At 59.2% G+C, this 22,529-nt stretch carries 21 protein-coding genes and 1 tRNA gene; 11 read left to right on the plus strand and 11 right to left on the minus strand.

From position 1 onward, the window contains the following. Together QZ377_RS02085 and QZ377_RS02090 are read right to left on the minus strand one after the other, a co-directional pair. Positions 1–585: adenylosuccinate synthetase (locus QZ377_RS02085; RefSeq protein ID WP_291439091.1), on the minus strand; the 585-nt coding region annotated here is incomplete at its 3' end. 301 nt (positions 586–886) lie between these two features. Next, a complete protein-coding gene (locus QZ377_RS02090) occupies positions 887–1,237 on the minus strand; it encodes a hypothetical protein (RefSeq protein ID WP_291439093.1) in 351 nt (116 codons plus the stop codon). A 230-nt stretch (positions 1,238–1,467) separates the two neighbouring features. Between QZ377_RS02090 and QZ377_RS02095 the strand changes: the two genes are divergently transcribed. From QZ377_RS02095 to QZ377_RS02115, 5 genes are all read left to right on the plus strand, one after another. Next, positions 1,468–2,745, plus strand: a complete 1,278-nt coding sequence (locus QZ377_RS02095; RefSeq protein ID WP_291439095.1) for an IMP cyclohydrolase — start codon at positions 1,468–1,470, stop codon at positions 2,743–2,745. Positions 2,746–2,789: 44 nt separating this feature from the next. Next, positions 2,790–3,101, plus strand: coding sequence for a hypothetical protein (locus tag QZ377_RS02100; RefSeq protein ID WP_291439097.1), 312 nt, complete (start codon positions 2,790–2,792; stop codon positions 3,099–3,101). Beyond that, positions 3,076–4,842, plus strand: a complete 1,767-nt coding sequence (locus QZ377_RS02105) for an AAA family ATPase (protein ID WP_291439098.1) — start codon at positions 3,076–3,078, stop codon at positions 4,840–4,842. Before QZ377_RS02100 ends, QZ377_RS02105 begins: the two co-directional genes overlap by 26 nt. After that, positions 4,835–6,070, plus strand: a complete 1,236-nt coding sequence (locus QZ377_RS02110; protein ID WP_291439100.1) for a glycosyltransferase — start codon at positions 4,835–4,837, stop codon at positions 6,068–6,070. The genes QZ377_RS02105 and QZ377_RS02110 overlap by 8 nt, the downstream gene beginning before the upstream one ends. A gap of 538 nt (positions 6,071–6,608) precedes the next feature. Then, positions 6,609–7,862 carry a sensor domain-containing diguanylate cyclase gene (locus QZ377_RS02115; RefSeq protein ID WP_291439102.1) on the plus strand — a complete coding sequence of 418 codons (1,254 nt, stop codon included), beginning with the start codon at positions 6,609–6,611 and terminating at the stop codon, positions 7,860–7,862. Positions 7,863–8,523: 661 nt separating this feature from the next. Here the strand turns inward: QZ377_RS02115 and QZ377_RS02120 are convergent. The 8 genes from QZ377_RS02120 to QZ377_RS02155 form a co-directional block, all read right to left on the minus strand. Then, a complete protein-coding gene (locus QZ377_RS02120) occupies positions 8,524–9,102 on the minus strand; it encodes a nitroreductase family protein (protein ID WP_291439104.1) in 579 nt (192 codons plus the stop codon). Between the two features lie 178 nt (positions 9,103–9,280). After that, positions 9,281–10,084: an adenosylcobinamide-GDP ribazoletransferase gene (locus tag QZ377_RS02125; protein ID WP_365853858.1), complete on the minus strand. Its 804-nt coding sequence runs from the start codon at positions 10,082–10,084 to the stop codon at positions 9,281–9,283. A gap of 4 nt (positions 10,085–10,088) precedes the next feature. Further along, complete coding sequence (locus tag QZ377_RS02130) at positions 10,089–10,730, minus strand: redox-sensing transcriptional repressor Rex (protein ID WP_015939258.1); 642 nt, start codon at positions 10,728–10,730, stop codon at positions 10,089–10,091. A gap of 1,226 nt (positions 10,731–11,956) precedes the next feature. Next, positions 11,957–12,280 (minus strand): ATP synthase F0 subunit C, encoded by a 324-nt coding sequence (gene atpE, locus QZ377_RS02135; RefSeq protein ID WP_015939256.1) that lies wholly within the window; start codon positions 12,278–12,280, stop codon positions 11,957–11,959. A 137-nt stretch (positions 12,281–12,417) separates the two neighbouring features. Then, positions 12,418–13,122, minus strand: coding sequence for a F0F1 ATP synthase subunit A (gene atpB / locus QZ377_RS02140; protein WP_015939255.1), 705 nt, complete (start codon positions 13,120–13,122; stop codon positions 12,418–12,420). Positions 13,123–13,413: 291 nt separating this feature from the next. Further along, a complete protein-coding gene (locus QZ377_RS02145) occupies positions 13,414–13,857 on the minus strand; it encodes a hypothetical protein (RefSeq protein ID WP_291439108.1) in 444 nt (147 codons plus the stop codon). Then, positions 13,817–14,173: an AtpZ/AtpI family protein gene (locus QZ377_RS02150; protein ID WP_291439110.1), complete on the minus strand. Its 357-nt coding sequence runs from the start codon at positions 14,171–14,173 to the stop codon at positions 13,817–13,819. Before QZ377_RS02150 ends, QZ377_RS02145 begins: the two co-directional genes overlap by 41 nt. Before the next feature lie 159 nt (positions 14,174–14,332). Next, positions 14,333–15,985 (minus strand): class I SAM-dependent RNA methyltransferase, encoded by a 1,653-nt coding sequence (locus tag QZ377_RS02155; protein WP_291439112.1) that lies wholly within the window; start codon positions 15,983–15,985, stop codon positions 14,333–14,335. A gap of 267 nt (positions 15,986–16,252) precedes the next feature. Between QZ377_RS02155 and rplU the strand changes: the two genes are divergently transcribed. From rplU to proB, 4 genes are all read left to right on the plus strand, one after another. After that, complete coding sequence (gene rplU / locus QZ377_RS02160; protein WP_015939251.1) at positions 16,253–16,561, plus strand: 50S ribosomal protein L21; 309 nt, start codon at positions 16,253–16,255, stop codon at positions 16,559–16,561. Positions 16,562–16,705: 144 nt separating this feature from the next. After that, positions 16,706–16,975, plus strand: coding sequence for a 50S ribosomal protein L27 (gene rpmA, locus QZ377_RS02165; protein ID WP_291439114.1), 270 nt, complete (start codon positions 16,706–16,708; stop codon positions 16,973–16,975). Positions 16,976–17,112: 137 nt separating this feature from the next. Continuing rightward, positions 17,113–18,213 (plus strand): GTPase ObgE, encoded by a 1,101-nt coding sequence (gene obgE / locus QZ377_RS02170; RefSeq protein ID WP_291439115.1) that lies wholly within the window; start codon positions 17,113–17,115, stop codon positions 18,211–18,213. 17 nt (positions 18,214–18,230) lie between these two features. After that, complete coding sequence (proB, locus tag QZ377_RS02175) at positions 18,231–19,541, plus strand: glutamate 5-kinase (protein ID WP_291439117.1); 1,311 nt, start codon at positions 18,231–18,233, stop codon at positions 19,539–19,541. A gap of 384 nt (positions 19,542–19,925) precedes the next feature. Here proB and sfsA read toward each other — a convergent pair whose 3' ends face one another. Further along, positions 19,926–20,735, minus strand: coding sequence for a DNA/RNA nuclease SfsA (sfsA, locus tag QZ377_RS02180; RefSeq protein ID WP_291439344.1), 810 nt, complete (start codon positions 20,733–20,735; stop codon positions 19,926–19,928). 280 nt (positions 20,736–21,015) lie between these two features. Here sfsA and QZ377_RS02185 point away from each other — a divergent pair, with 280 nt between their 5' ends. Beyond that, positions 21,016–22,209, plus strand: a complete 1,194-nt coding sequence (locus QZ377_RS02185) for a pyridoxal phosphate-dependent aminotransferase (protein ID WP_291439119.1) — start codon at positions 21,016–21,018, stop codon at positions 22,207–22,209. 197 nt (positions 22,210–22,406) lie between these two features. Further along, a tRNA-Ala gene (locus tag QZ377_RS02190) sits at positions 22,407–22,482 on the plus strand. Positions 22,483–22,529 lie beyond the last annotated feature (47 nt).

Genomic DNA, 22,529 nt, shown 5'->3' on the forward strand with positions numbered 1-22,529 from the left:
GGCAAGGGCCAGCAGTTCTTCGCAAACGGTGGCTTCGTCCAGCGGGTCAAATTTGTACAGATCACGCAGCAGGGTGTTTTTTTCCTGCAGGGCGTGGGCCACCTTGGCCCGCACCAGGTCGGGATTGGTCAGGTCGCCTGCGCGCAGGCCCACACGGGCGGCCTTGTCTTCGTAGCAGGGGCCGATGCCGCGTCCGGTCGTGCCTATCTTGTGCAAGGCGCGTTTGGCTTCGCGGCCTTTGTCCAGGCTTTTATGGTAAGGCATGATGAGGTGGGCTTTTTTGCTGATGCCGAGCCTGGCCGGGGAAACGTCAATACCCTTGGCAGCCAGGTGGTCCACCTCTTCAAGAAAAACCTGCGGGTCAAGCACCACGCCGTTGCCGATGAAGCACATTTTGTCCGCGTGCAGTATGCCTGAAGGAATGAGGTGAAGGATGGTTTCTTCGCCCTGTACCTTGATGGTGTGCCCGGCATTGTTGCCGCCCTGAAAACGGACAATGGCCCGGCTTTGGGCGCTCAGCATGTCAACGATTTTGCCTTTGCCTTCGTCGCCCCACTGTGCGCCGATGATGACCGTATTCGCCATGATTTTACCTGCCTGAAACGCCGCCGCAGGGGGGCGTACTGTCATGAGGAAGCGTTACGCACCCGCAGGCGCGATAAATGACCGCCTTGTCAAACTGCCAAAAGCAGGACGCAAAGCCTTTCATGGTACCTATCTCGGATGCAAATGCAAGTCAAATGTCCATAACGGCGTAACACCGTACGCAGGCCATGTGTTTACAGGGCATGCGCCGGAAAATATGACGGCTTTGGTCTGTGGCCGCTGAAGTCCCCGGCTGCATGCTTTGCGGATGTGGCCGGGTATGGCGCAATGCCCGTGGTTGCTACGGCTTGCCGTCTTCGTCATCTTCTTTGAGAGGATGGAATTTCAGAACACGGCAGCGTTGCTCGGAAACGTCTTTTTGCGGCGGCTCCAGAGAAAATTCGGGTGCAAGGCCGGGTAGTTGCGGGGCAAGACCCTCGCGGCCCTGGCTCTGCCGCGACCAGTGATAGTTGAAAAGCTGGTTTTTCCAGCGCTTGGCCTGAATCAGGGAAAAGATGAGCGTCGCCTCTTCCCACTTTCTTGTGGGTTCAAAGCGGCTGCTTACGGTGGCGTATTTGCTCCACAGCGACATCAATGACGCTTCGTCGATCGTATCCAGTTGCTGCGCCAGCCGGGCAAGCAGTTTTTCCATATATCCTCCGCTAATAAGTGCAGGGCGCGCCAGGGGCGCAAACCTGCCTTGTGGGTCCTGGGCGACAAGGCAATGTAGGGCCTGGCCTGTGTTTCGTCAACGCGCAGACGGCGTAAACCCTGCGGCAAAGTCCCCGCCGCGCCGCGTGGACGGCGGATTTGGGCTGGTGGGGCGGCTTCTTCTGTGCTATGCAAAACCCTTACCTGACCGACGAACATCTGGAGGCACGCATGTCGGATCTCAAGGCCATGTACAGCACTGTCCGCAAGGACGCTTTTCCCGAAACCATGACCATCATTCTTGGCGATGAAAAACTCGTGTTCCAAAAGCGCGTCTGGACGCTGGACGGCGAGGAAAAGGGCCTGCGCTACGGGGAAAACCCCGATCAGCCCGCAGCCCTGTACGCCCTGAAAGAGGGTGCCATCACTTGCGGCGGCCTCCAGTGGCGGGGTCCGGGACACGGCATTGTTTCTGCCCTCACTGAAGAACAGATGATTCAGGCGGGCAAGCACCCCGGCAAGACCAACCTGACGGACGTGGACAACGGGGCCAATATCCTTCAGTACCTCGCAGACCGCCCGGCGGCGATCATTCTGAAGCACAACAATCCCTGCGGCGCGGCCTGGAGCAAGGACGGCGTGGCCGCCGCCCTTGAAAAAGCCTTTTGGTGTGACCGTATCGCGGCTTTCGGCGGCGCGGTGGTCGTCAACCGTCCCTTCACCCGTGAGGCCGCGGAAATGGTGGCCGCCAATTATTTTGAGGTGGTGGCTGCCCCGGCTTTTGAAGAAGGCGCGGTGGAGATACTTAAAAGCCGCAAAAATCTGCGCATTATGGAACTGCCCGGCCTGGGCCGCCTTGAAGAACTGACCTCTTCGGCGTTTCTGGACATCAAAAGCCTGTCTGACGGCGGCATTGTGGTGCAGAAATCTTTTGTAAACCGCGTTCTTTCCGGCGCCGACTTCTTGCCCGCCACCGCCACCACCAAGGACGGCCTTTCCGTGGCGGCGCGCGCGCCAAGCCCGGCGGAACTGGATGACCTGCGGTTTGCCTGGGCCGTGGAGGCCGGTGTTACCTCCAACTCCGTCATTTTTGTGCGCGACGGGGCCACCGTGGCTATCGGCACGGGTGAACAGGACCGCGTGGGCTGTGTAGAGCTTGCCATACACAAGGCGCACACCAAGTATGCGGATACCCTTGCCTTCCGCGAACTTGGCCTGACCCTTTACGAACTGAAGCTCAAGGCCGCCGAAGACAGCGCCCTGGCGGAAAAACTGGCCGACATCGAGCGGCGCACACAGGAAACCCACGGCGGCCTCGCCGGAACGGCCCTGGTGTCCGACGGCTTTTTCCCCTTCCGCGACGGCGTGGATGTCGCCATCGCCCAGGGCGTTACGGCCATCGCCCAGCCCGGCGGGTCCATGCGCGACGCCGAAGTTATCATGGCCTGCAATGAGGCTGTGCCTCAGGTAGCCATGGTTTTTACGGGGCAGCGTTCTTTCAAGCATTAAGTCCGGCGGCCTCGGGCCGGGCCGCGTATTGGCGCGGCCTGGCCTTGCCGCCTGTATTTTTTCCGGCCGGCCTCGGCCTGCGTTGCCGGCTGGGCGTATCCGCGCTGTCGGGGCGGGGGCCTTCTTTCTCCGCTGCCGCCGGAGCAGTCTGTTTTCAGGGCAACGCGACGTTGCGGCTGCTGGGCAACGGCGCGGGCGGACGTCCGCCGCAGGGGGCAGGCAGTCACGCGACTGGCGCCCGCATGAGCGCCTTGCAGATGCTGCGCGGCCATATCCTCAGCGTTGAAATGTTCCAGCGTCCTGATTTCACCCGTCACCATGCGAAAAGCCATGAGCCATACCCGCCGCATTTCTGAAGGCCGCAACGCGCGGCCCGTCCCGGAGTCCATGCCCCGCCTTTGCGTTACCGCCCTTTCCGGCGGCGGCGGCAAAACATTGCTTTCTCTGGGGCTTTGCCGTGCATTCGTTCGGTCCGGCCTTGTTGTGCAGCCCTTCAAGAAGGGGCCGGACTATATCGATGCCGCCTGGCTGCGCCTGGCCGCCGGGCGACCCGCCGCCAATCTTGATCCATATTTTCTTGAGCCGCCGCGTCTGCGTGCTCTTTTTGTCCATGCCATGCAAAGCGCGGCCGCCCATCTCGTGGAAGAAGCCGGGGCAGGCAGAAACGCCGCTGCCGCAGGCGGGCGTCTGCTCGGCCTTGTTGAAGGCAACCGTGGTTTTTTTGACGGCATGGACGCACGCGGTTCGTGCTCCACCGCGGAGCTTTCCCGCGTGCTGTCATGCCCGGTGATCATCAGCGTTGACTGCACCAAGATGACCCGCACAGCGGCGGCGCTGGTGCGTGGCATGCTGCATTTTGAAACGGGGATACGCTTTGCGGGCGTGGTGCTCAATCAGGTGGGTTCCAGTCGGCATGAACGCATTCTCAGGCAGGCGCTGGAGGAACATACGGATGTTCCCGTACTCGGGGCCTTGCCGCGGCTTGCGGAAAACCCCCTGCCTGAACGCCACATGGGCATTGCCTCCTGCGGCGACAGTCTTTCGCCCCAGGCACAGCAGGTGCTGGACAGGCTGGCGGATTTTGTGAGCGCGCATGTGGACATGCCCCGCGTGTTTGAAGCCGCCGCAAACGTTCCCCCGCTGGAGGCCGAAGCCTTCTGGCCGGAACCTGCCGGTGCAGCGGGCGGCAATTGTGCCGTCATGTCCCCGGCAGGGACAGGGCCAGACGGTCATGCCGCCGCGCCCCTCCCCGAGGGCAGCGCTGTGGCCGCCTTCTGTCCCCCCGGCGCCCTGGGCGCGCGCCCGCGCATAGGCTATGTGCGTGATGCCGCCCTGTGGTTTTACTATGAGGAAAATCTGGAAGCCCTGCGCCGGGCCGGGGCAGATCTTGTGCAGCTTTCGCTTCTGGATGCGGAGCACAGGCCTGCCTCGGCAGGGGATGAGCCTGGGGCTTCTTTTGACCTGGCCTGCCGCGCGCCCTGGCCGCAGGTGGATGGCCTGTACCTGGGCGGGGGCTTTCCTGAAGACCATGCAGAGGCGTTAAGCTGCTCGCCGTTGCTGGGGCAACTTGCGGTGTGGGCGGAGCTGGGCATGCCCATATACGCCGAATGTGGCGGCTTTATGGTGCTCTCTCGCGGTATTGAGCGTCAGGAAACAGTGTGGCCCATGAGCGGCATTTTGCCCGTAACTGCTGTTTTTTGTCCGAAACCGCAGGGCCTTGGCTATGTGCGGGGCCGTATTACGGCTCCCAATCCTTTTTTTGCGCCCGGCACAGATCTGCGCGGGCACGAGTTTCATTATTCCCGTTGCCGGTGGGAAGATGCGGACGGCTGGAGTCGCAATTCCGGCCATGCGCACTGGGCCATGCAACTGGACAAGGGGCAGGGCATGGGGCCTCCGCCCGGTTCGCCGTTGCCCCAGAAGGCGGGCAAGGAGTGCGGCGCGCACACGCCGCTTCGGGTGGACGGTCTTGTTTTTCGTAACGTATGGGCTTCATACACCCATATTTTCGCCCCGGCCGCACCGGGATGGGCAGAAAATTTCGTGAACGCGGCCCGCAGCTTTGCCGCACGGAACCGGAGAGAATGCCATGAATAACGCTAAAGTCTCCATCATTATTCCCGTCTGGAATCTCTGGAACATGACGGCCGCCTGTCTGCGCTCCCTGGCCATGCACACACGGGAGGAGAATGTGGAAATAGTGGTGGTGGACAACGGCTCTACCGATGCCACCACCACGGAACTGGAAGCTTTGGGCCGCGCCTTGTGGGGTGCGGCCTTTTGCCCGGTGCGGCTGACCACCAATATGGGATTTGCCGGAGGGTGCAACGCGGGGGCTGCCGCCGCCACAGGTGACCTGCTGTTTTTTCTTAATAATGACACAACCGTGACCCCGGGCTGGCTGCCGCCCCTGCGCGAGGCCCTTGGTCGGCAGCGCATGGGCGTCGTTGGACCGCTTTTGCTTTATCCTAACGGAACCATACAGCATTGCGGCATTTTTTTTACGCCCTTTCTGCAAGTGGGCCACCTGTATGAGGGCTTTCCCGGCGGGCACCCTGTGCCGCGCAACAAAAGGCCTCTTCAGGCCATAACAGGCGCGGCCATGCTGCTGCGCAAAGATGTTTTTTGGGAATGCGGCGGCTTTTTTGAAGGCTTTCGCAATGGCTTTGAAGATCTGGACCTCTGTTTTGAGCTGCGCGGCAAAGGGTATGCCCTGGCAGTGGAAGGGCGCAGCGTCATTGTACACCATACCAGCCAGACCCCGGGCCGTTTTGACCATGATAACGCCAACGGAATGCTGTTCTGCCAACGGCAGGCACGGCGACTCAGGCCGGATCTGCACATCCTGGCTGCGCTTGACGGCTACGAGTTGCGGCTCGGCCCCAATCTCGGGCACTGGCTTGAATTGCCGGAAGCGGTGGAAGAAAAGCGCAACGTGGACTTTGACGCGCGATTCACCGCCAATGAAGAGGCCTGCCGGGCAGAGCTGGAGCGTGAACCTTTGTGGCGGGGCGGCTGGCACCGGTTAATGGATATGCTTGAGGCCCGCGGCGATATGACCGCTGCCCTGCTGAGCGCCACCCGCTGCGCCATGTTTTTGGGCGACGAGGTTTCGCGCGAAAAACTGCTGCATCTTACAGAGGCCGTGGAAGGGCCGGATTACGCGGCTTCGGTGCGGGCCGGTCTGACCGGCGCTGTGGGAGATGATCTGGCGAAATCGGCCAAGGCACGGGTACAGCGTGCCCGCCGTGCGGCATACGCCATGGGCGATGTCCTTCTGGCCGAAGTTTTTAATAAATGGCTCTTGCGCTACGGCCAGGCATAGGCCAGACACTTCCATGCGGTGCTCAAAAAATGCAAAGAAAGCTGTTTTACATCAGGGGCAGACAGTAAATCCAGAAGCCGGCCCTTTTTCTATGGCCGATCTGCTGTCATAGCCCTTCGTGCTATTGAGATCACTTCTTTTTTTCTTTTCCGGACCTGCGTCCCGCCTGTAATTCATAAAAAACTCCTCATCTATTTCAATAAGGTGTGTATTTTTTACATTGGCGTAAATGTTTTTGCACAGTATTTTTTTGTTTTAAAAGTATGTGGTTATCGTTGTTGATGGGTGCAGTATGCCCGAAATTATTGATAGGAGTTATTGACAGCGCCGCTGTATTTCAATATGATATAAGCTATATAAGTTTTTTGCTATAAATATATTGGATATGCGGTATGAACGTTGAAAGTCATTCTGTCACGTTTTTCCAAAACCCGGTTCCAGACGGCGCACGGGGCCTCCAATGAAAGCTGTTGATGGGTATTCTGCAGATACTTTTCAGATGCCCCCACGCGATGTGGCACTTGCCTGCGGAAGCCGGTTGGACTTCTTGCAGGGTCTGCCGCAGGCTCTTGCGGTGATGCGGGTAGACCTGGATATTATGGGCAGACCGCGCGATCTGATGATTGTTTATGGTAATGAAGCTCTTTTTACACTTTTCGGTGCTCCCCGTGAGTGGATGACGGGCGTTTCGCTTGTTCATTCCTGTATGAAACTGGACAGGAAATGGCTGGAAATATTCTGGAAGACTGCCTATCAGGGGCATGTGCAGGAAATGTCCGGATTCTGGCCGTCATTGGGCAGGCACCTTGCGGTAACCTGCCATCGGCCACAATACGGCTACTGTACCTGTCTTTTTCAGGATGTTACCGAGCGCGTGCATAAAGAAAATGATCTGGTAAAAAGCCGTAACCGGCTTGAAGCCCTGCTGCGCAGTACTGTTGATATGGTTTTTCAGATTGATCCGGTTACAGGGGGTATCACTAATCTCGACCAGGATATAGTGGCCTGTAGCGGCCTGCTCAAAGCCAGAAGAGTGCCGGAAACCCTTTTGCGGCAAGGTCTTTTGGCCCCAGGGCAGAGCGAGAAAATCAACAGTCTGATCAGCCTTGCCCTGCGCGCTGAAAATGACTGTACCTGCGAGGTGCGCGCACGGCTCAAGGCCGGTGCTCCCTATACCTGGCACAGCCTGACTGTTGTGGGGTACAGCGACCCGTGTTCCAAAGAACTTGGCATTATAGGCGTTCTTAAAGATGTGCATGCCAGCATCAAGGAAAGGGATGCCCTGGTGCGCCGGGCGGAAAAAGATCCTCTTTGCGGCATTTATAACAGGGCTGCCGGCGAAAACCTTGTTGCCGCAAGGTTGAGCGGAGCGGACGAAACCTGTCACAGCGCGGCCCTGCTTGTTTTTGATCTGGATAATTTCAAGGCAATTAATGACACGACCGGGCATGCGGCGGGTGATGCGGTGCTGAAGGCTTTTGCCGTTCTGCTGGGCCAGTGCTTTCGTAAAGATGATATTGTTTTTCGGTTTGGCGGCGATGAATTTGCCGTTTTTGTGCAGAATATGCCGCAGGAAAGAATCGTCCGGGTCAGTAAAACTATTACGGCAAGGCTGGAAGAGCCACTTGTTGACGGCGTGCGCGTGGGCGTGTGCATTGGGGTGGCCTACAGCCGGTCTGGCCGTCACAACTATGAAGAACTTTATAAAATGGCCGATAAGGCTTTGTACAATGCCAAAGAAGGCGGCAAGGGACAGACTGCGGTTCTTTGTTTGCATGGCAGCGGAGCCTGATGGGCTGTCTGGTGAGCTGGCCTGATGCACCGGGTAGCTTCCGGCGGTGCAAAGGCATACTGTTTTAAAAGCGCTTTGCCGCGCATCAAGGATTTGTGCGTCGTGGGTGTGTTCGTGAGAAAGAGTGTCGTTGAGCGCCATTGTGCTGCATTTCGTGGCATGCAGCGTAGGCAGCCACGGCCATAGCCGCATTGCGGTCAATTATCGCGGAATGCAGGACGTACAAAAAAGAGGGCTGTCAGTAGTGGGGCAGCCCTCACTTTTTTGTCGAAAGCCTTTCCCGGCACTCTGGAGGCACTTGCAAAAATACAGTGCCAGGACGCGCCGGAAGGGCTCGTCTGAAGTTGCGTTCAGCCTTCGGGCAAGTCCGGAGGTCATGAACAAACGCCCGCCCCAAAGTCTCGTGCGTTCTTGCACGGGCAGGGCGGGCGTTTGTACGTTTTGAGAATCTGTGCCTTCACAATCCAATCTGCTGAAGTGGGCTGACAGCGAAAATGCTTGTCTGCCCTGCGCGAGTTTTTATAAAAAATCGCGCTACGGAGTTGCCAAAGCGTACCCGGCTTGCCGGGCGCACTGGCTTCGACCCGCACAGCGAAAGAAGTTGCGGGCTATGACGACAAGGATGGCCCACTGCTGCACAGGCGCTTCACCGTGCAAAGCGCTAGAAGCGCCCGATGATCAAATCGTCCAGGGTTCTTTTGGGAACATGATGAACCTCTTGGGCATCGCGCCAATAGGCCGTGTTACCGTCCGCGGGCAGCGGAGCTACCGCACGTGTTTCTTTGGCTGCGCCCAGGCCGAGCACCAGTGCGGGCTTGAGGTCTGCCGGGGCCTGCAAGAGCGCGGGTACGGCCTGATGATCAAAAGATTTGATGATGCAGCAGCCCCAGTCACGGCTGGTGGCAGCCAGTTGAATGGTCTGCGCGGCAATGCCCACGTCATAGAACGTCAGCTCCGTGCCGCCCTGCGGCATGAAAATGGTGATAAAGCCTGTGGGCTGTTCGCCGGGGTGCGGTCCGCCCCAGTCTTTGAGCGCGCCTGCCCAGCGGGTAAGAGCGAAGAGCTTTTTGCAGGTATCGCCCTGGGCTACAAGGCTGAACCGCAGGTCCTGGGCATTTCTGGCCGAGGGCGCCAGTCTGGCGCAATCCACAAGCCATTCCAGATCGGTAACGGTCAGCGGCCGGTCTTCTACAAACCGGCGGCAGGTACGCGCTTTTTCAGCTAATTTTCTGAAATCCATGGGGTCCTCCTTGCTTGTCCTGGCAAATGCACAGGCGCGGTCCAGAATATTCTTTTTGAGAAGAGATGTTCCCAAATTTTTCAAGCCGTGCATTCCGGTGTCCGGCAGCGCAGGCGCAGCGCCTTTGTGGCGGAAGGCCGCCGCGCAGCCGTCAGGGCTGCGTTACTGCACGGGCTTTCTATACTGTTGCCAGCAGAAACCACAACTGGCCCCATTGTATGGCAGCGCCCAGAAAATCGCCGTTAACACCGCCCCGGTCACGGGCCAGAGCCGCCATGCGGCGGATGAGAACATACTGCCCACAGAGCGTCAACGGAACTTGCCACAAGGCCACCTGCCCCGCAAAAAACATCAGACATAACAACAACAGTGCTCCCAGCGCGTAGCCTCGCGCCAGAGCCGGACTGGCTCCGGCACAGGTGAGCCCGCCCAGTGACTGTGGTTCGCGCGGCTCGGCAGATGCGGCCAGCCAGAGTGCGCAGGCCCGGCCCCAGGCAGGGGCTGCCACCAGGCAGAGCCATTGCCCGGCATGTATATGCCAGCACAGTGCCAGCCACATGCCACCAAAGGCCAGCAAAAGGTGCAAGGCTCCAAAAGCGCCCAAGCGGCTGTCGCGCAGGATGCTCCAAAAGCGGTCGTCCCGCGCACCGCTGCCACAGGCATCGCCAAGATCCGCCAGGCCGTCCCAGTGCAGGCCCCGCGTGGCCCATACTTCAAGCCCCATCCATGACCAGGCCGCAAGGGCGGCGCACAGCACAAGGCTGGCCTGAGGGGACTGGCACAGCAGAAAATATAAAAAAAAGCAGGGCAGGGTCAGCGTGAGGCCAATGCACAATCCGGCCGGGCCGTAAAAAGGCAGGCATCGGCCAAGGTCGTGTCCTGTGCAGTCACGACGGGGAGGCACCAAGCGGGTTAAAAAGGCCAGGGCGTCATAACAACGGCCTGGCCAGGACAAGCGACATATGTGCGGGTGCAAGGCCAAAACCCTAGCGGGTCATGGGGTGATTGAAGGCCAGAGCATAAAGATGGTGGAAAAAGTCCACATATTCCACGTTGATACGCTCGGGAACCTTGATGCGTGCGGGCGCGAAGTTCAGTATGGAGGTAATGCCCGCGTCCATGAGGTGCTGGGCCGCCCGCTGCGCCCTTTCCGGCGGGGTGGTGATGATGCCGATCTCGATATTCAGGTCAGACACCATATCCTTGAGGTCGCGGGTGCAGTGCACTTCAAGGCCGTGGACAATTTCACCTATCTTGAAGGGGTCGCAGTCGAATATGGCCACGATGTTGAAGCCGCGGGCGCGGAATTCACCGTGGTTAAGGATGGCCTTGCCGAGGTTGCCGACACCGATCAGGGCCATACGCCATTCGCGGTCAACACCAAGAGAAGAGGTGATGGCGGCGATAAGAGATTTTACATGGTAGCCGACCCCGCGAATGCCAAACTCGCCAAAGTAGGCAAGGTCTTTGCGCACCTGCGAACCGTTGACCCCGCAAGCCTCAGCCAGGGGGTTGGAGGAGATGACCTCCACATTGTCGCGGGAGAAGTTCTCCAGCACCTGTACGTATGTGGCGAGGCGCTGGATGGTGGCGCGGGGAATGTGTTTGCTTTTGGGTTGGTTAGCCATAGAAGTACCTTTTGAAAGCCGCGAGCTTGTCAACGGGAAGATGTCGTCTCGTGAAATAAAGTGTCTATCAAAAACCAGCAAATGTGCAAGCCGGGCTGCTTTTGTCAATGGTTACTGCCAAGAGCATCTGAAATATACGTAATCCTATGCTCTGGCAATGTCACGCTCAACTTAGCGCTATTGGGTTGCATGCACAACCATTGACGATGGTTGCCCCCCAGTGTGATAGTAACAAGATAGCCAACATGCCGCATGAACTTTGTTTTGTATTTTTTTTGTTGTTATAAAAGCATGTTACAGCTTGTTCCTTTTGGGTTGTGGGCGTTTGCCGCAGGTTGGGGCAGCCAATACGCGCGCATGTTACAAAAAGAATTTTTCGTGATCAAAATGCTACTATAAAAGGGTACAAAGGTTAAGCCCCAAGCTCCAGAATATGTTCCGGGCAGCAAAAAAGGCTAATATTCTAAAAATGCATCGGTTTTTATACGGATTGGGCATGTGGGGTTCAGTTGGTCATGTTTTTGTCCGCACAGGTTCGTCTGTTTCGTCATTATTTTCTCAATGCTGTTCCAGGCTGGGCAGGTTGCGGGCAGTGCAGGTTTGCTGTCGCGCTAAATATCTTTTGTAAAAACATCTCGCACGTAAAAATATGTGCTGCTGCCCGCTGGCTGGGCCAGCGCCTGGCAATGGCTTTTGCCCTGCCCCGTGGGAGGAGTTTCAGGGCGGCTTTACCGGTCAATCATGCCACTATGCTTTTTAGCTGAAGGAACGCACAGCCGCGCCGGATTTTCAGCCGCCTGCAAACAGGCGCATAGGCGGGGAAATAGCGGACTGATGCACTGTCTGGCGGCATAGCAGGCGCTACCCGGTCTTTTCCGGTAAGGCCGTTCTTTGTTGGCGCCGTGTTTTGTGTATTGGCGAGTATCTTTTGATGCGGCGCTTCCTCCCCGGATGTTATTTTGTGGGATAAATGGAAGCGCTGGCTGGCGGATTTTACGACAGTGGAGAAAAGGCGGCGCAACGTCTGCACGCTGCTTTTGGGCGGGCCGCGAACAGGCTATGGAAACTCAGGGAGTATGAGCGGCTCGCGCAGCATTCATGTTTTATATTGCGCTGCGTTGTGTATATGGGGCGAAGGCAGAAGGTAAAAGCAATTGAAACGGGGAAAAAGCGGAAATAAAAAAGGAGGCCGAAGCCTCCTTTTTTGTGTCAAAACTTGTCCGGCCTTACGCGTAGGGGTTGGCGTACAGCAGAATGAAGCTGATAACCAGGGCGTAAATGGCCAGGGATTCGATAAAGGCAAAGGCCAAAATCATGGTACCGGTGATCTTGCCGCTCACGTCAGGGTTGCGGGCAACGCCTTCGCAGGCGCCCTTCAGGCCAAGGCCCATGCCGATACCGCAACCGAAGGCGGCAATGCCGATGCCAAGGGCGGCGGCCAGGCAGGTGTAGCCAAGGGCCGAGGCGTCAAGCTGGTTGGCAGCAAAAGCCATGGTGGCCATACCCAGAAGAGCCACGGTATTCAGGGCGATCATCAGAAGTTTACGCATGAGACACTCCTTGCACTGTTGTATTGTTGGGTCATTACGACCATTCCCCACGTATAGAGTGCCTGTTTTACGTCCGGCAGGAGACGCCGCCGGGTTGCCTCCGGCGGGGGAGGGCGGCAGGGCCGCCCGTGGCAAGGCTAGTGTTCGGGAGCCTCAAGAGCGCCTTTGATGTAGAACATGGTCAGCATGAAGAACACGAAAGCCTGCATGGTCTTACCCAGAAGGAACAGCGCGTAGATGGGCAGTGTTCCCAGAATGGGCGCCATGATAAAAAACAGCACCATAACGATTTCTTCGCCCCGGATGTTACCGAAAAGACGGAGTGAAAGCGAAACCGGGCGGGAAAGATGCGACACCACTTCAAGCGGGAACATCAGCGGGATAAGAAACTTGGAAGGCCCGGTAAAATGGTGGATGTAGTGCGTTTTCCAGCGAATAAGGCCCACCGCGTTGTAAAACACCAGCACAAAGAGGGCCATACAGACCGTGGTGTTGAGGTTGGCGGTAGGCGCGTCGAAGCCGGGCACAAGGCCCATGAGGTTCATGCCGAAAATGTAAATGAAAATGCCCGCCAGCAGGGGAACGAACTTACGCCCGTTCTCACCCATGGTGGAAACGATAAAGTTTTCGATGGTGTCTACCATGGCCTCAAAAAAGTTCTGCAAGCCGCCCGGCACCAGCGTCAGGCGTCTTCGCAGGACCCAGGCCACAGCAAACAGAATGGCCATGCAGACCCAGGAGTAGAATACATGTTTGAATTCCACCACCTGTCCACCGATGGTGATTTCGTCCATGCCCATAAATGTGGAGAGCAATACCGGATGCGGCAAACCACCTGCCATGAGCCATGCCTCCTGGTCGATACGCGCCTAGGCGCTGCGTTGATGTAAAGCCCTAAGGCCATTCCCCAAAAATTTTTCGCGCTGCCCGCGCCATGCTCAGCAGGCCTGCTGGCTGCGCTTGGCCAGGGCATGGCCCTGCCATATACCTTCAGCCGGGCTTTTGCCAAATGCATAAAGCCGTGCCGCCGGATTTTCATGCCGCGCACAGGCCCTGCTGGGGGCGGCTGCGGCTGACGGTGCGGGCGTTATGCAATAAATCTGTGTTGTTCCGTCGCTGGTTTGCGGCTTCTGCTACGGGGTGCGGCGCGCGGTTCGCCCGGCCAGAGCAAAGCTGACAAGGGCGCAGAGCCCGCCTGCCAGCATGCCGCCCACAAGCGCAAACACTGGAGCTTGATACATGATGAGGGATATATATAGGATGCCCCCCACCAAGACAAGCCTGCCAAGCCAACGAATTATCACAATGCGCAAAAAAGCCGTGCTGTAGTCGCCCAGGCCCCGGCGTAAAAAGAACCGTGCCAGGCCCCAGAATGTCCAGGCCATGATGGCCAGGCCCACTCCAAACCAGAAAATCCAGGGCAGCACCGTGAAGGTCAGCGCGCCTACAAGCAGAACGGCGACGGCGAGCAGGAGTTCGTTGCGCACCATGACGCGCACTGCGGGATGGTCAAGGCCACGCCGCCAAAGCCAGGCGTCAAGGCTGTGTATCATGCTCTTTTTGCCGGTCACGGCCATCCGTTTTGCCCTGCTCCCCGGGGGGAACGCTTGCGGCCTCGCTCTGCGGGATCAGCCCTTTGCGCAGAGCGTCCTGCCTGGCCATTTTTTTCAGCAGCGCCTTGGTGTCGCGGTAAACATTCAGAAAACCGGCGGCGATGCCGACAAGCAGAAAAATCAGTTTGCCCCAGGGGCCTGTGTGCAGCCAGTAGTCAATGCCATAGCCTATGGCAAATCCCACAGCCGGGCCGCTGACCAGGTGCAGACCGATGACCCCTGTGTTGGCCATGGCTTCAAGGCCGCTTTGCTGCTGCTTGAGAAAATCCTTGAACGACATGTCCCCTCCCGCGCTGTGGCCGCCCTTGCAGGCAACTGGATTTGCATTTGTTCTCGCGCGTTATAGGGAATAGACGTTATAAACCCCAACGCTGTGTAAATTATCACAGCCTTTGCGCCGCGTCAATGACTTTCGCGGAAATATGCATGGCACATGGCCTTACAGGCTTTGCCACAGGGTCAGGCATTCCACGTGCGGCGTATGCGGAAACAGGTCCACTGCGGCCATTTCCACCAGCCGGTAGGCGCCGCGAAGCCGGGCCGCGTCACGGGCCAGCGTGGCCGGATTGCATGATACATAAAGGATGGTATGGGCATTGAGCCGCAACAGCGCATTCAGGGCGCGGGGGGCAAGGCCTGCGCGCGGCGGGTCCACCAGCACGGCATCCCATGTTTCCGTGGGGTGCCAGTAGTTTTCGTGCGCGGGGGCAAGCCTGTCCAGCCGCTGGGCGGCGTCGCCAGCCACATAGGAGCAATGGGTAAACCCCATTGCAGCGGCGTTGGCCTGTGCCAGGGTAACAGCTTTTGCGTCCTGTTCCAGCCCGAACAGCCGGCCGCAGCGGTCTGCCATGAGCAGTCCCGGAGCACCCACGCCGCAGTAAAGGTCAAGCAGCGCCGGAGATTCCTGGCTGACATGCCGCTTGAACATGCCCATGGCTGTGTCTGCCAGCACCTGCGCCGCAGCGGTATTGACCTGAAAAAACGATGCGGCATCCAGCGCGAAGTGCCGCCCGCCAAGGGGTTGCCAGAAGCGGGCCGAGGCCGGATTGTGCGCGCCGGCTCTGTCCAGGCTCACGATGCGTTTCTGCCCCTGGGCCAGGGCGTCATCACTGGCGCGCTCTTCGTGAATGAATCCGGCCAGGGCGGGAGAAGCCTTGAGCAGTTTTTGCCCCATGGCCCGTACGGCTTCCTGTTCTTCAGGGCTGCCTGGGCTGGTGATGCAAAGCGCCCACCAGCCGGGAGTGCGCAGGTCGGCGGAAAGCCCGCGCCGCAAAACGAGGAAGCGCCAGAAGCCGTTGTTCTGAGCAGCTTCTATGGTCATAGCGGCCGCTGCGATGCTGTTTTCCGGTGCGCGGCGTGCCGGGCGCGTGCCGCGCCTGCCTTTGCCGTCCTGCCTGTCGTGATGCGCGGCGTCTTCCTGGGGCGATTGCCTGTAACGGGCCTGATCACGGGGGGTATGCGCCGCCAGGCCGCTTTGTGCCGCCAGATCGGCCGCCATGCGGACAATGTCGCGAGCTGCGGCGGGCAACAGGGCGCATTGGGGTACAGAAACCACGCCGCGTCCGTTCCGGCGGCGCAGTCCGAGTATCAGAGGATCGCCTTCCGCGCCGCCGCCGGCAAAGGCCAGCTCCATCTTGTTGCGGTACTGTTCAAGCGCGGGAGAAGGCAGAACTTTGGTAAACAGGCCTTCCACAAGTCCGGCGTCCAGACCGCCGATGCGGATCATGGCATCAAGGGCGATGCGTCGTTTCCACTGTAATTGTGTGTCGTACGGCATGGTCTGCAACGGGCATCCGCCGCAGTCGCCATGGTGGGTACAGACGGGCGGCACAGAGCGTGGGGCATCCTGCAGGACTTCCAGCATGTCGGCTTCACAAAAACTGGATTTGCGTCGGGTGATGCGCGCACGCACGGTCTGCCCGGGCAGGCCGCCGGTCACAAAAACAACAGTGCCTCGGTTGCGGGTGCGCCCGGAGGCCCGCCCGGCCGCCGGAGCGGAGCCGGATATGGAAATCGCATCGCCGTGGGCGCGGGCCAGGCCGCGCCCGTCATGGGTCAGGCTTTCTATCTGAAGGGTAATGGTATCGTTCATCGCGGCAAAACATAGCAGCGCAAGGGCAGGATGCCAAGGAAAACTAGCAGGAAAAACTGTGGGTTTGGCTGTATATGCTGCAAGAACGCGGCTGTGGGGCGATTTTTCGCTTGTGCCGCGACGGCCCTTGGGGTACAAGCGCCGTGCGGCTGCATGCCGCCGCCCTGGGGCGGTGGTGGCGCGTCCTTGCCGAAAAAATGCGGAAGGCGCTTGACATTTGCCGTGCAATAGGGCAAATATGCCTTTCTCTTTTTGGAGGTTGATATCATGTACGCGATTATCGAAACCGGCGGAAAACAGTACCGCGTTGAAGAAGGTTCCAAGATCGTTGTGGAAAAGCTCGCGGCGCAGGCCGGAAGCGAAATTTCCCTGGACAAGGTGCTGATGGTCGGCGGCGCTGAATGCAAAGTCGGCGCTCCCTATCTTGCCGGGGCCGCTGTTACAGCGGAAGTGGTGGATCACGGGCGCGGCCCGAAGATCAAGGTGTTCAAGCGCTGGCGCCGCAATGACTCGCGCAAGATGCGCGGTCATCGTCAGGATTTCACCACCATTCGCGTCAAGAGCATCAACGGCTAGAACCTTTTATGAGGTTCTGGCGGGCGTGAGGGCGAACGCCCGATGTCCGGACATGCAGGTTCCTTCGGGGCCGGTTTGTCCGGTTGAGCGAAAAATTTACTCGCCCAGCTGAGCTTTAGGGTTCAGCGCACCAGGGAGGCTATTATGGCTCAAAAGAAAGCAGGCGGCTCTTCGCGTAACGGCCGCGACAGTGTAGGCCAGAGGCGCGGCGTTAAACGTTTCGGCGGCCAGCGTGTTCTTGCCGGCAATATTCTGGTGCGCCAGTTGGGCACCACTGTGCACCCCGGCGTCAACGTGGGCATGGGCAGGGACTTTACCCTGTTTGCCACGATTGATGGCGTGGTGCGCTTTGAAAAGTATATCCGCAAGCGCCGCGTGCTTACGCGCGTGCATGTGGAGGCGGCCGCCAGCTAGCGCGGCCGCGTGGGATTTTATTGATAAGGGAAGGGGCCGCAAGGCTTCTTCCCTTTCGGTGTTTGTGTGCCGTAAATCTGTTGGCGCAGCATGCCGGTTGAAAAACAAGCCCGTAAGCATCGGGCAGAGGATATTGCATGAGATTTGTGGATGAAGCCAGAATTCAGGTGCGTGCCGGCAAAGGCGGGCATGGCTGCCTGTCTTTCCGGCGTGAAAAATTTGTGCCCCGCGGCGGCCCGGACGGCGGCAACGGGGGGGATGGCGGCTCGGTGTACCTCAAGGCGGATAACCGCCTGCTCTCGCTGTATGACTTTCGTCTCAAGCGCCTGTACGAGGCGCAGAACGGCCGCCCGGGCGAGGGCAGCCAGTGCGACGGACGCAAGGGCGAGAATCTGGTTCTGAACCTGCCCGTGGGAACGCTGGTGTACGCGGAAGGCCCCGAAGGCGAAGTGCTGGTGGCTGACCTGAGCGAGCCGGACGCGGAAGTGCTGGTAGCCAGCGGTGGCCGTGGCGGCAAGGGGAATGAACATTTCAAGTCTTCCACCATGCGTGCGCCGCGTTTTTCGCAACCCGGCGAACCCGGCGAGGAATTCAGCCTGCGGCTTGAGCTGAAAATTCTGGCGGACGCCGGTCTGATTGGCTTGCCCAACGCCGGAAAATCCACGTTCATTTCGCAGGTGTCGGCCGCGCGTCCCAAAATTGCCGCGTACCCCTTCACCACGCTCACCCCCAACCTGGGTGTGATGATTGACGAGTTCAATCCGGACAGGCGCATGGTCATTGCCGACATTCCAGGCCTGATCGAAGGGGCGCATGAAGGGCAGGGCCTTGGCCTGCGTTTTCTCAAGCATGTGGAGCGCACGCGTTTTCTCGTGCATATCCTCAGCATTGAGGATGTGGGTGATGAAGATCCCTGGGCGGGCTTCAGCCTGGTGAATGAAGAGCTGCGCCGGTTTGACGCGGAGCTTGGCGAGCGCAGGCAGATCGAGGTGGTGAACAAGATCGACCTTGTAAGCCCTGAAAGGCTGGAAGCCCTGAAAGAGCGGGCCAAAGCAGATGGCCGCGAAGTTTACTTCATTTCTGCCCGCGACGATCTGGGGCTTGAGCCTCTGGTGCAGGAGCTTTGGCAGGTTTGCGAGAGCACCGCACGCAACGAGCCGATTGTGCGCCTTGAAGGCCCCAGCGATGTGGACGAAGAGGAATTTCCCGAAATTGAAGTCATCTATACCCGCGAATAGCGGGATGTGGAGCGGATATGAGCAGGCAGCACCCCCATGGCACGGCGTCCGAAGCCGGACAGCCGGAGCAGTGCGGCAAGTGTCGTTCTGAAGAAGAATCGTTTGAAACCTGGCAGCAGGAGCGCACGCGCGTTCTGGCCCAGGCGCGGGTAATTGTGGTCAAGGTGGGCAGCGCCGTGCTGACGGACGCCAGCGGGCTGAGCAGCCCGGTGCTGGCGGGGCTTGCCGCACAGCTTGCCGCCTTGCGCGACCTGCCGCTTGCCAGTGATCCGGCGGGGCAGCCCCAGCAGGGCGCGCGCCGTCTGGTTCTGGTTTCTTCGGGCGCGGTGGCTGCCGGGCGTGCCGCCCTGACAAGCCGTGGCCGTGTGGTGGAAACCGCGGGTCTGGCTGCGCGTCAGGCCGCGGCGGCTGTGGGGCAGGGTCAGCTTATGCAGGCCTGGGACAAGGTTTTTCTGGCCCACGGCATGCCTACGGCACAGGTGCTGCTGACTCGTGACGACCTTCGTGCGCGCCAGCGTTTTCTCAATGCCCGCAATACCTTTGCCGAATTGCTGCACTGGGATGTATTGCCGATCGTCAATGAAAACGACACGGTATCCATCAGCGAGCTGAAGTTTGGCGACAATGACTGCCTGGCGAGCCTGCTTATAAATCTGGTGGAAGCCGATCTTTTTATCAATCTGACCTCTTCGTCGGGCGTGCTTGCGGCTGATCCGCAAAAACATCCCGATGCGCCCGTTATGGATCATATCGACGATGTGGCAACGCTGGATCTGGGGCAACTTTGCGGCGGCAAGACGCTGGTAGGCACAGGCGGCATGTATTCCAAGCTGCTGGCCGCGCGCCGTGCCGCGCAACTGGGCGTACCCACGCTGATTTTGCCCGGCCGTGAGCCATGGGTCATCAGCCGTGCTTTTGCCGCTGCCGGGATATGCTCCGCGCCTGAGGGGCATGGGCCGTTCACGCGCGGAACCTGGGTGCGGTCCGGGCGGCACGCCATCACGCGGCGCAAGTTCTGGCTGGCCTATCAGTCTGACCCTGCGGGCAGCGTGCATGTGGATGACGGCGCGGCCAAAGCCTTGCTGCACAAGGGCAGCAGCCTGCTGCCCGGCGGCGTGTGCGCGGTGGAAGGAACGTTTCAGCGCGGGGGGCTTGTGCGCGTGCTGCACAAGGGTGAAAGCATCGGAGTGGGACTTTCCAACTACAGTGCGCCGGAACTCAAGAAAATCATGGGGCTCAAGCGCCATGAGGTGGCGGCCATTCTTGGTGATGCCCATTACCCCGAAGTCATACACAGGGATAACCTGCTGGTGGATGCGGCTGTCTGATTTCGTGAGTCCTGGGGCGCGTCTTCTGCTGTTGCGGGCGCGTCCGTGCGTTGCCCGGTGCTTTTTCTTTGCGCCGTGCAACGCCGTATGCGATGGACCTTGTCTGAACGACAAGGTTGACAATGGACAGCAACTACTCTGCGGCTCGTTGTTGAAGAGCCACAGGCAGCACCAGGGCTATGGCAACGGAAGGTGGTCTGGAGTAGACGGACTTTGAAATGTGAAGCAGTTCAAAGTTGTCATTTTGCCGGATGTGCAATTTTCGGCAGAATCTACGCCGTGTGACGGCGCTCCGCACTTTCGTACAGCGTTAGCGGATTTAAATTTTTTCAAATTTAAAATACTCTAAAAAGGTCCCGGCGGGACCTTTTTTATGGTCCGCGTTTAGCCGTGCTGCGGGGCAGGGCGCAGGGGAATGAGCGTGCCAAGGTCTATGCCCGTTACATCCACAAGGGCGCGGTACGGGTATATTTCCACCCCGCAGGCCAGCGCGGCGTAAAAAAGGCGCGCGTATTCCGGATCGATAAAGTCCGCAGGGGCAAAACAACTGCCGTCCGGGCGCTGCACAAGGTACAGCATGGCGGCCCGTTCGCCCTGGGCCACAATGTCCATCAGCTCGCGCAAATGTTTTTGCCCGCGTTCGCTGGCCGCGTCAGGAAAGCAGGCGGCATCGTCTTCCATCATGGTGACGTTTTTGCACTCCACCCACAGGGGCGGCAGGCCGGGGCCTGTGAGCAGTCCGTCCAGGCGGCTCTGCCCGCGTTTGGCCTCGCGGACAAGGCTGGCGTAGCCTTGCGCAAAATCGAGGCGCCCGGCATGAAAGGCGGCCTCAAGCATGCGATTGGGTATATTGGTGTTTACGCCCACCCAAAAGCCGGGGCTGGCACATGGGCCGGCGTCAGCAGGGGCGTCAGGGGTGGCGGGCGTTGCCGTCTGGGGCAGCCATACGCATTCCTGCGTATATTTGAGCTTGCGGGCAGGGTTGGCCGCCGGGGAGGCAAGAACGGGACGGCCCGGCCGGGTGAGGCCCAGCATGCTGCCGGAATTGTTGCTGTGCACCCACAGCTCCTGGCCGTTGACGCGCAGTTCTACACTGAAGCGTTTGCGCCGCTGCACAAAGCTGCCGATCACGCAGCCCTGCGGCATGGGCAGCAGGGGAGGCCGTGTCGCAGTACGGGGTGTCTGCCTGGGCATGTTTGCAGCGGGCAGGGCCTCGGTATCGGCAGGGGCCGCTGGCGCTGCGTGGCTTGCTTGCAGGCCGCAGGTTTTTTTTTGCTGCGCCTGTTGGGCCTGCGGTGGTTGCTGTGGAGGGCGCATCCGGCCACAGGCCTGCGGCTGGGGGCTGCCGGATTTTGTGGCCGCTGCGCCGTTCTGTTTTGTACGCATTTACACCCCGTGGCGAAGCTGATAAAATTGACGGCTGTAATTTCGCCGCATGCGCCGCATTGCGTCCCCCTTCGTGAAGGAGCCTCTCATGCAGATTTCAGATCGTTTGAGCAGCATCAAACCCTCTCTGACCCTCAGTGTCAACAGTCGCGCCCTGGAACTCAAGGCGCAGGGCGTTGCCGTAATCAGCCTGGCCGTGGGCGAACCGGATTTTCCCACGCCGCCCCACGTTTGTGAGGCTGCCAAGGCCGCCATTGATGCAAATTTTTGCCGCTATACCGCCGTACCCGGCATTCCGGAGTTGCGCAAGGCCGCCGGAGCGTATTTTGACCGCGCCTATGGCGTGCCCGTGCCGCAGGAATCCATTGTTATCGGGGCCGGGGGCAAGCATTGCCTCTACAATTTTTTGCAGGCTACTGTTAATCCGGGTGATGAGGTGCTTATTCCCGCACCGTACTGGTTGAGCTACCCTGATATGGTCATGCTGGCCGGGGGCGTGCCGGTCACCGTGCATGCCGGACCGGAGCAGGGTTTCAAGGTGACGCCCGGCATGCTGGATGCCGCATCTACGGACAAAACCCGCCTGCTCATTCTCAACTCGCCCAGTAATCCCACAGGGGCGGTGTATACCGAGGCGGAGTTTACGGCCATTATGGACTGGGCCTTGGCGCGCGGCATTTTTGTGCTGTCTGACGAGATTTATGACCAGCTTGTTTTCGCCCCGGCCAAGATGACCAGCGCCATCGGCTGGTTTGCCCGCTATCCCGAGCAGGTGGCCGTGCTCAACGGGCTTTCAAAAAGCTATGCCATGACAGGCTGGCGTGTGGGTTTTCTTGCCGCGCACCCCACGCTGATAAAAAAGATATCGTCCATGCAGGGGCATAGCACGTCCAGCATCTGCTCCATTGCGCAAAAGGCGGCTCTGGCGGCCCTGACCGGCCCCACAGACTGCATCGACACCATGCGCGAAGCCTTTATGCGCCGTCGCGATCTGGGAATGAAGATCGTAGGCTCCTGGCCGTGGGCTGTGTGTCCCAAACCTGACGGGGCCTTTTATCTTTTTGTGGACGTGCGCAAGTGCTATGGCGGCACGGTGAACAATTCCACCGAGCTGTGTACCCGCCTGCTGGACAAGGCGCATGTGGCGCTTGTGCCAGGCGCGGCCTTTGGCGACGACAACTGCATCCGCTTTTCTTACGCTGTGGCAGACGATGTGCTGTCACACGCGCTGGAAAGTGCCGGAGCAGAGATGGCCCGCCTGGCCGAAGAGGCGGACAGATAGGACGGATTTGTTGTTGCGCCAGGAAGCTTCGACGGCTACTGCGCCTGACGGGCTGCTGATGGCCTGGAAAGGCGTACAAAGGGGATTTGCATGACGCCCGGCAAGCGGCTTCGGCCGCGGATTTGAAAGAATTATAATTTTTTTTGCAAGAAGTTGTTGACAAACAGGCGTATTTTAGTCATTGTGCTTTTCGCCGTGGGGCTGTAGCTCAGTTGGGAGAGCGCTTGAATGGCATTCAAGAGGCCGTCAGTTCAATTCTGTCCAGCTCCACCAGATAGATAATTAAAACCCCCGATCATCACAAAGATGGTCGGGGGTTT

This window comes from Desulfovibrio sp. (assembly GCF_019424165.1).
GTDB lineage: Bacteria > Desulfobacterota > Desulfovibrionia > Desulfovibrionales > Desulfovibrionaceae > Desulfovibrio.